The sequence below is a fragment of the Pseudoalteromonas sp. SG41-5 genome, assembly GCF_014164495.1.
Lineage (GTDB): Bacteria > Pseudomonadota > Gammaproteobacteria > Enterobacterales > Alteromonadaceae > Pseudoalteromonas > Pseudoalteromonas rhizosphaerae.
Genome location: NZ_JACJFH010000230.1, coordinates 1 through 1,272, shown reverse-complemented (window position 1 = coordinate 1,272; position 1,272 = coordinate 1). Strand labels below are relative to the sequence as shown.

Annotated in this window: 3 protein-coding genes; all 3 read left to right on the top strand. The window is 36.7% G+C overall.

Annotated elements, in window-relative coordinates; genetic code table 11:
- On the top strand, positions 1-371 hold a 371-nt coding region (flgA, locus tag H5232_RS23235; protein WP_182831649.1), incomplete at its 5' end, for a flagellar basal body P-ring formation chaperone FlgA.
- 78 nt (positions 372-449) lie between these two features.
- On the top strand, positions 450-764 hold the full coding sequence (flgM, locus tag H5232_RS23230; RefSeq protein ID WP_149981594.1) for a flagellar biosynthesis anti-sigma factor FlgM: 315 nt from the start codon (positions 450-452) through the stop codon (positions 762-764).
- Positions 757-1,188: a flagellar protein FlgN gene (flgN, locus tag H5232_RS23225; RefSeq protein ID WP_182718217.1), complete on the top strand. Its 432-nt coding sequence runs from the start codon at positions 757-759 to the stop codon at positions 1,186-1,188. The genes flgM and flgN overlap by 8 nt, the downstream gene beginning before the upstream one ends.
- Positions 1,189-1,272 lie beyond the last annotated feature (84 nt).

Sequence of the window (1,272 nt, the reverse complement as noted above, 5' to 3'; positions counted from 1 at the left end):
CCCCTGTGATTATAGCCACTGAAAATTTAAGTCGCGGGGAGGTTATTGAAGCTCATCATTTACGTTTGATTATGAAACCAAAACATTTCGTAAGAGCGCAGTATTTACAAAATCAAGAGCTGCTGATTGGTAGCCGCAGCAAACGTAATATCCGCAGTGGTTACCTTGTTGCATTAAATCAAATCTGTATGGTCTGCAAAGGCGATAATGTCACTATTTTTGCAATAATTCGAGGATTGAAAATAAAAACTTCTGGTTTAGCCCTAGAAGATGGTACTTTAGGAGAGCAGGTAAAGGTTAAAAATGCAAAGTCAGGGAAAGTTTTAAATGCCCGCGTTGATGGTGTTGAGTCTGTGCAGGTAATTATTTAAATTTTCGTATTTGTGCTAAAGTTTCTAACATGGTTGCCGATAACAAGGCATGTGTTGGATAATGTATAGGTTAAAATCATGGTAAGCCAAGTAAATAAAGGTCAGCAACAGGCTAATGTGTTGACCAATGCTAAACAGCAAAAAATTGATTTACAAAATAATAATGCTAATACTGCGCAAGCAACTACGCCAAAAGCGACTGCTGACTCAGTAAGCTTAACGCCACAAGCGCAACAATTAAAATCTTTGCAAGATAAAGCACAGCAATCTTCTGGTTTTGATAGCAACAAAGTGGCTGAGCTAAAAAAAGCAATTACTGAAGGTAAATATCAAATCGATGCTGAAAAGCTAGCTAAAAATATCGCTGCATTTGAGTTTGATGTGTATGGCTGATCACACCAGTTTGATCAGTTCTAAACTTGTTATGCAGCTAAATTGCTTAACATCCCTTGCTGATATCTTAGAAGATGAATTAACCGCTATAGCCTCCCGTCGTGGCGAGGGCCTTAAAGATATCGCGAAACAAAAACTTACCTTTTTAAGTCAAATTCAAACGTTAGATAAAGAACTCAAAGCCTTATTTGCAGGTAATGACGTTGAATCTGACGAAGTAACAAGCTTAACGAGTGATGTGCATAAGCTATTAGAGTCATGTAAAAAGAAGAATGACGTTAATGCTCATGCAGCCCACCATGCACAATTAACAGTAAAACAATTAAAAGACATTTTGATTGGTGTGCCAACCTCTACAACATATGACCAAGATGGTAGTGTTGTTCATGGTAACAGTAAGATCGTCCATAACTTAAAAGCATAATTTGACTCCTACTTTTAGTTTTACAAAATTCCCTTTATTATTTTTCTTTCCCTATTTAAAATTATCTCGAAAGTGATTAAGCGC

What these genes read in the sequence shown, in the direction of transcription:
- flgM (WP_149981594.1), top strand. Translation starts at nt 450, where the DNA reads ATGGTAAGCCAAGTAAATAAAGGTCAGCAACAGGCTAATGTGTTGACC.
- flgN (WP_182718217.1), top strand. Translation starts at nt 757, where the DNA reads ATGGCTGATCACACCAGTTTGATCAGTTCTAAACTTGTTATGCAGCTA.